This is a genomic window from Tunicatimonas sp., assembly GCF_049647865.1.
In the GTDB taxonomy this organism is placed as follows: Bacteria; Bacteroidota; Bacteroidia; order Cytophagales; family Cyclobacteriaceae; genus Tunicatimonas.
Genome location: NZ_JBARYM010000068.1, coordinates 1 through 6,787 on the forward strand (window position 1 = coordinate 1; position 6,787 = coordinate 6,787).

Annotated in this window: 8 protein-coding genes; 1 reads left to right on the plus strand and 7 read right to left on the minus strand. The window is 43.6% G+C overall.

The window, feature by feature from the left end; genetic code table 11:
- Positions 1-6 precede the first annotated feature (6 nt).
- The 6 genes from WBA23_RS02490 to WBA23_RS02515 are packed head-to-tail and all read right to left on the minus strand — an operon-like array spanning position 7 to position 4,842.
- The gene (locus WBA23_RS02490; protein ID WP_424580664.1) at positions 7-681 is read right to left on the minus strand and encodes a potassium channel family protein; all 675 of its coding nucleotides are present in this window, start codon (positions 679-681) and stop codon (positions 7-9) included.
- The gene (locus WBA23_RS02495; RefSeq protein ID WP_424580665.1) at positions 678-1,313 is read right to left on the minus strand and encodes a uridine kinase family protein; all 636 of its coding nucleotides are present in this window, start codon (positions 1,311-1,313) and stop codon (positions 678-680) included. Before WBA23_RS02495 ends, WBA23_RS02490 begins: the two co-directional genes overlap by 4 nt.
- 6 nt (positions 1,314-1,319) lie before the next feature.
- Positions 1,320-1,895, minus strand: coding sequence for a non-canonical purine NTP diphosphatase (locus tag WBA23_RS02500; RefSeq protein ID WP_424580667.1), 576 nt, complete (start codon positions 1,893-1,895; stop codon positions 1,320-1,322).
- A gap of 2 nt (positions 1,896-1,897) precedes the next feature.
- Positions 1,898-2,875, minus strand: a complete 978-nt coding sequence (locus WBA23_RS02505; protein WP_424580668.1) for an FKBP-type peptidyl-prolyl cis-trans isomerase — start codon at positions 2,873-2,875, stop codon at positions 1,898-1,900.
- A 24-nt stretch (positions 2,876-2,899) separates the two neighbouring features.
- Positions 2,900-3,799, minus strand: a complete 900-nt coding sequence (locus WBA23_RS02510; RefSeq protein WP_424580669.1) for an FKBP-type peptidyl-prolyl cis-trans isomerase — start codon at positions 3,797-3,799, stop codon at positions 2,900-2,902.
- The gene (locus WBA23_RS02515) at positions 3,796-4,842 is read right to left on the minus strand and encodes a DHH family phosphoesterase (RefSeq protein WP_424580670.1); all 1,047 of its coding nucleotides are present in this window, start codon (positions 4,840-4,842) and stop codon (positions 3,796-3,798) included. Before WBA23_RS02515 ends, WBA23_RS02510 begins: the two co-directional genes overlap by 4 nt.
- A 342-nt stretch (positions 4,843-5,184) precedes the next feature.
- Here WBA23_RS02515 and WBA23_RS02520 point away from each other — a divergent pair, with 342 nt between their 5' ends.
- On the plus strand, positions 5,185-5,769 hold the full coding sequence (locus WBA23_RS02520) for a NifU family protein (protein ID WP_424580672.1): 585 nt from the start codon (positions 5,185-5,187) through the stop codon (positions 5,767-5,769).
- Positions 5,770-6,005: 236 nt separating this feature from the next.
- On the opposite strand, the gene WBA23_RS02525 is transcribed toward WBA23_RS02520, so the two are convergent.
- Positions 6,006-6,787, minus strand: a 782-nt coding sequence (locus tag WBA23_RS02525) for a translation initiation factor IF-2 (RefSeq protein WP_424580673.1), incomplete at its 5' end; no start/stop codon positions are given.

Genomic DNA, 6,787 nt, shown 5'->3' on the forward strand with positions numbered 1-6,787 from the left:
TCGTATCTACTGGTGGCTCTCAATAAAGTGCTGAACATCTTCCTGGGTTCCCATAATGAAGAGTAGGTCGCCCTCTTCAATCTCAGTGTCTGAACTAGGTACTCCAACAAAATACTTAGGTTGATCATGATTGTCGCTACGCTTAATTGTGATTAAATTCAGGTTGAACTTGCGACGTAGGTCAATTTGTACTAAAGTTTTGCCGGCTAGCTTAGCTGGGGCCTCTATTTCTATAATTTCGTACTCTTCTGACAACGAAAGAAAAGAGCGGATATTAGGCTGAAGCAGCGATTTGGCTACCGATTCACCGATTTTTTTCTCCGGTGAAAGGATCTCGGTTATTCCCAATTTAGTTAAGATCGTGTGCTGCTGTTCGTTGGCGGCTCGAGTAATTATTCTTTTAACGCCAAGTTCCTGTAGCACCACGGTAGTTAGTAACAGAGCCTCGAAATCTTCTCCTATCGTTACCACTGCGGCATCTACTCGATGAATATCCTGGGCTTGTAGTGCCTTACTATCAGTGGCATCCATGGCTACAGTGTGAGCTACCTGATCCTTTATTTGTTCTACTAGATCTATATTCTGATCTACCGCAATCACCTGTGCTCCGCGCTCAGCTAAGGTGCGAGCAATGGAGTGGCCGAGTTGTCCTAAACCGATTACCGCAAATCGCTGACTCACGATAGCTTAGTTTTAAGGTACGCTACTAGTACTTCAGCGGTAGTAGGGCACTCACCTTCGGCATACTCTTGGTTATTAGGAAAAATAAGATCAGCCTCGTGCTTGTGGGGTTCAATATACTTTTCGTAGGCAGGCACTACGTGTCGGGTGTATTTGTACACCACATCATCCGCTTTAAAGCCACGTTCGGCGGTATCTCGCTTCATGCGTCGGTGAAATTTTAGATGTTCGCGCGCTTCAATGAAAACTTTAAGATCGAGCAGTCGAACTACTTCCGGAAAATGAAAAACGAAGATGCCTTCTACCAAGATAATTGGGGCTGGCTTTAACTCAAGCATGGATGGTACAGCGGCCGGATTGTTGAACGTATATTCCTTCCGCCGAACAGTGTTTCCGGCTTTTAGCTGCTCCAAATCATAGGCAAACTCCTTTTCTTCTATTAGCGATGGCACATCAAAGTTAGTGATACGATTTTCGAGCGGATCATGAATAGAGAGATCTTTGTAGTAATTATCCTGAGAAACAAGGCTACTATATTCGTCGCCTAGCAGATGTCGTACCCAATGTAAGAACTGGGTTTTGCCCGACCCACTTCCACCCGTAATTCCTACCACGTAAGGTGCGTTAGTCATGTTACTTTAGTAGTTTTTTAGAAAATTAACCAGTTGCTGGACTGCTCGACTGCGATGGCTAATCCGGTTCTTTTCTTCTAAAGACATTTCAGCGAAGCTTTGTTGGTAGCCTTGGGGAATAAAAATAGGATCGTAGCCAAAACCCTGCTTTCCGGAAGGTTGCTGAGCGATGCTCCCGGCCACGGCTCCCTCGAAGGTGTGTAATTTTCCGTCTAACATTAGCGCGATAACGGTGCGGAACTGAGCTTGGCGATCATCAGTATTCTGAAGTTTATCCAGCACCTTTTGCATGTTGGCCTGACTGCTTCGCTGCGGGCCAGCGTAATGAGCGGAGTGAACACCGGGTTCACCTTGTAGTGTTTCAATTTCCAGCCCGGTATCATCGGCGAAGCAATCCACTTGATAGTGCTGATGCACAAAGTCTGCTTTCTGCTGAGCATTTCCTTCTAAAGTAGCCTGCGTTTCGGGAAGTTCTTCGGTGCAGCCAATATCCTGCAAACTGATGATATCAAACCTTCCGCCCAACGTATGCTGCACCTCCGTAATTTTGTGAGCATTATTCGTGGCAAAGCAGAGTTTCATAGCTAGTTTACTGTCACTACTTCAATATCGAATCGTAGGGGTGAAAAAGGCGGTATCGTACTACCAATACTCGAGTTAATTAATTGTTGATCAAATAAATCATCGATGATTTCTGCCGGAAATGCTAACTGACTCTCTTCGTATGCTTGAGACGACGGCATCAGAACAATGCCTTTTTCGCCTAATTTCATTTGAGATGTGCCAATTTCAAATCCGGGAATCACTCGGTTTCCACCGATTGTGAAAGGAAGAGGAGCATCAGCATTTACGTTACTGTCAAACTCGGTTCCGTCTAGTAGTGTACCAGTGTAGCGTACTTCTACACTGCTTCCATCGTTTATTTCAGCACCATCAGCAGCACCTTCCTCTGTGCGGATGTAGTAAACACCTTGAGAAAGGCTATCAGCATCAGCCAAGCCATTTTGTTCAATGTAGGTTTTTATCTGCTCATCTTCTTCAGCGCGTAGTTCAGCAGTAGTAATAATATCTACCAATTGAATTCGGGCTCGCACAATGATATCTTCAGTAATAGTGGTACCCATTGAATAACCTAAATACGAGGCAGCAGTGGGCAGGTAGAATTCATATTCTTCGCCAGTACGCATGTTCGCAATAGAAATATCCAGTACTGGTAAAATTAGGTTGTTTGTACCAAATACGTAAGTAACCGGCGGCACACTATCTGAAGCCAAACGTTGGTCTACCGGGGTGCCATCTAATGAGGCAATCTGATAGTAGATACGGATAATATTGCCTTGAGACGGAGCATCGCCATTAGGGTTCTCAGTAAGTACCTCATAATAAATTTCACCATCGCGGGTAGCGTTGATGTTGTTATCGGCCAGATAATCTTCTATAGTTTGCTGTTGCTCTCGTAGCAATTCCTCACCCCGACCTTCGCCAGCATCGTCTGAGTCGTCCGAGCAACTCCAATACCCAATCATGGTTCCAATGAGGAACCATCCTAGTAGCTTCTTCATACTTCTATAGCTTATGTCTGCTAACTATTGTTTGACGTCTACTAATTCTACATCAAAGATGAGAACAGAATTGGGGGCAATAGGACCCGTGCTTTGCGGACCGTACGCCAATGACGAGGGAACGTACAGTGTAGCCTTAGCTCCCTTATTGAGTAAAGCAATCCCTTCGTGCCAACCCTGAATCAGTTGACTCTGCCCGAGTGCAAACCCGAGTGGGTCACCTCGGTCGTAAGAAGCATCAAACTCAGTACCATCCAGAAACTTCCCTCGGTAGTGAACAAATACAGAGTCACCCACGGAAGGCTGTACTCCACTTCCTTCTTCCGTGATGACGTAGCGCAAGCCAGAATCAGTAGTTTGAGCATCAATGCTATTTTCAGCTAAGTAGTCATTAATAATGAGACTATCAGCACTCAGTTGCTCGGTTTGCTGGGCCATCATGTCTTCTTGTTGCTTGCGCATCTGCTCCATCTGATAGGCCTGAAAATCTTCCGGTGACATTACATCTTCCACGCCAATCTGAAAGGTAATTGGTGCTTCAGCCTCAATGCCCGGGGGAATTTGAGCCTGAAATGTTTTCACAAATAGCTCTTCAGCAGAGACCTGAAAATGAGTGCTATCTCCTTTTTTTAACATGCCGAAGGCTTCAAAAACTAAGTTAGCAGTATCGCTGACAAATTGTACCGGAATAGGGTCGGTCATGCCTTCAGGCGGAAACAGCAATGAATCGTCTTTTAAATACTTCATATACATCAATATAAAGTCGCCGCTGTCGGGTTCGGTACCTTCTCCTTCAGATAGATACTTGATTTTTAGACCCGACGAGGTAGTTTCGTAACCATCTTCTCCGGTTTGACTACAAGCCGAAAAACCTAATAGAACACCTATGCAGGCGTATGCGATATTAATAAATGAAATTCTCATGTTATGTGTAATGCTTTTTGCTGTAATTGATTATGATATAACTGGTCTTTATACTGTGGGAGTAGTTTTAAAAACTTCTGGAGGGTGTCTTCTAGTGAAAGATCGGATACTCCCCCAGCCGCATTTTTGTGCCCTCCGCCCCCAAAATGCTCGGCAGCCAAATCGTTAACGGCAAAATCGCCTACCGAACGGAATGATAGTTTTACAACATCGTTGCGGTCAATAATAATTGCTGCCATCGTGATGCCTTTTATAGATAGTGCGTAGTTCACCAATCCTTCGGTATCACCCTGCCGCGACTTAAACTTTCGTAAGTCTTCGGAGGTAATTGCAAAATAAGCCGTCTTGTATTCATCCATCACCACCAACTTCTGGTTGAGGGAATAGCCGATAAAACGTAACCGATCTACTGAGTTATTATCGTAAACTAGCTTACTCACTTTGGAAGCATTGGCACCCAAACCGATAAGATCAGCTACTACCTGATGCACATGTTGCGTAGTATTAGGATGACGGAATGAACCAGTGTCGGTCATGATACCAGCGTACAGGCACTCAGCCATATCTGGGTCAATTTTATCACGTTCACCCAATTGGTCAATAATTTGGTAAACTATCTCGCAGGTAGCTGCTGCTTCGGTATCCCAAAACTCAATACTAGCAAAATCTTCTCTGCCGTGGTGGTGATCAATTAGTACTTTAGTAGCTGTCGCCTGCCGAATAGGTTCTTCCATTGTATCAATGCGGTTGAGCGAACAGAAGTCTACGCAGATAATAAGATCAGCTTCGGCTATACACCGATCGGCCTTCGGACGGTGTGTTTTGTCGCAAAAGAGAAGCACATCAGCGTGCCCCTTCATCCAATGCAGAAATTCGGGATAATCAGTAGGGGAAATTACTTGAACTTGATGGCGCTGTTTTTTTAAGTACAGTGCTAACCCTAATGCCGAACCCAACGCATCAGCATCGGGATTCTGGTGAGGGATAATGACTACTTTCTTAGGTGAATGTAGTGATTCTTTAAGAGCGTTAATATCTTGCATTCTATCAAGTCAGGTAGTACGCTGAGTCAGAAACCTGGCATGCGATACCTTTAAACGGATCACAAAAGTGAGGATATTAAATTAAAAACCAAATTGTCCTAACACGTTTCTTCTTTGGCACGGGCAGACTAAAATTTGGTGTTAAAATAAGTAACTCACTTATATTCAAGTATTTGTATTATTCTGCCTTATGTCAATTGACCATATTATACAACAAGTAGCAAAATTTAGTTCACTACTTTTGGCTACCAAATTAGACGGTAGGAGGGTGTTGGTTAAATGAACTTAACCCGTATCTTTATGTTACCTACATAAGCTTTTGTTGCATACATAAATTTTACTATGAATACTACGCAAACACATTCCCAGAATGTGCATATCTACTTAGAATCTAATCCAAACCCGAATTCTCTTAAGTTTGTAACTAACTTTATGTTGTTACCTGAGGGCGAGAGTTATGATTTTCCGGATGCGGAGAGTGCTGAACACGCTCCGTTAGCAAAAGAACTCTTCGACTTAGCGCACGTAACGCGTGTGTTTTATATGAGTAATTTTGTGACAGTTACTAAGAGTGATCAGGCAGAGTGGGCTGAAATTCAGGAACCAATTAAACAGCATATTAAGCAACATTTAGAGGCTGGTAAGCCAATTCTGACTCCTGAGGCATTAGTGGAAAAAGATGCTGATGAAGATGATGAAACCATTATCAAAATTAAAAGCATTTTAGATGAGTACATTCGCCCGGCTGTAGAGCAGGATGGTGGAGCCATTAGCTTTCATTCTTTTCAAGAAGGTACGGTTAAGGTATTATTACAGGGCGCGTGTAGTGGTTGCCCGTCTTCCACCATTACGCTGAAAGCTGGTATTGAAAACCTGCTAAAAACAATGGTTCCTGAAGTACAAGGAGTGGAGGCAGAGGGCGTGTAAGTGCCTTAGAAGAGGATAAAAAACCCATATATTACTACCAACAGTAGCAGTAACAAGCCATAAATCTGTAATACTTTTTTTCGATTCGTTACAGGCAACCACCATAGGGCGTACCAAGGACGGAATAAGCCGAACAACGTAAGCAGCGCTACTGCAATAATACTGTAGAAAAGTATATCCATAAACTAAAAAAGCTCCTATATGGAGCTTTTTTTATTTAATAGACTGAATAACGTTTATAGCGAACGCTTCACTTCTTTCTCTTCAAAGCCTTCTATTACGTCGCCAACTTTAATATCGTTGAAGTTCTTAATGCTAATACCACACTCAAAACCGGTGCGTACTTCGCTTACGTCGTCTTTTTCACGCTTTAGCTGGTTAATTTCACCAGTATAGGCTACAATACCATCTCGAACCAGACGGATTCGATTATTACGCTTAACGGTTCCATCGGTTACATAACAGCCCGCTACCGTACCCACTCGTGATATTTTAAATACCTGTCGTACCTCTATATTACCCGTAATTACTTCTTCAACGGTAGGAGCAAGCATACCTTCCATCGCATCTCTTACTTCGTTAATGGCATCGTAGATAATAGAGTACAATCGAATTTCAATCTCCTCTTTCTCAGCCAATCCTCGGGCACTATTAGAAGGCCGAACTTGGAAACCGACGATAATCGCATCCGAAGCCGAAGCTAGCAGCACATCCGACTCAGAAATCTGCCCCACTGCTTTATGAATAATATTCACCTGAACTTCTTCAGTAGAAAGTTTGAGTAGCGAATCGGATAAAGCCTCTACCGAACCATCAACGTCACCCTTCCCAATTACGTTTAGTTCACGGAATGATCCAATCGCTAAGCGACGACCAATTTCATCTAGCGTAATATGCTTTTTGGTGCGTAGTGACTGGTCGCGCTGGATTTGCTCTCGCTTGGTAGCAATCTCCCGAGCTTCCCGATCAGTTTCCATCACGTTAAATTTGTCACCCGCTTGTGGAGCTCCATCCAAAC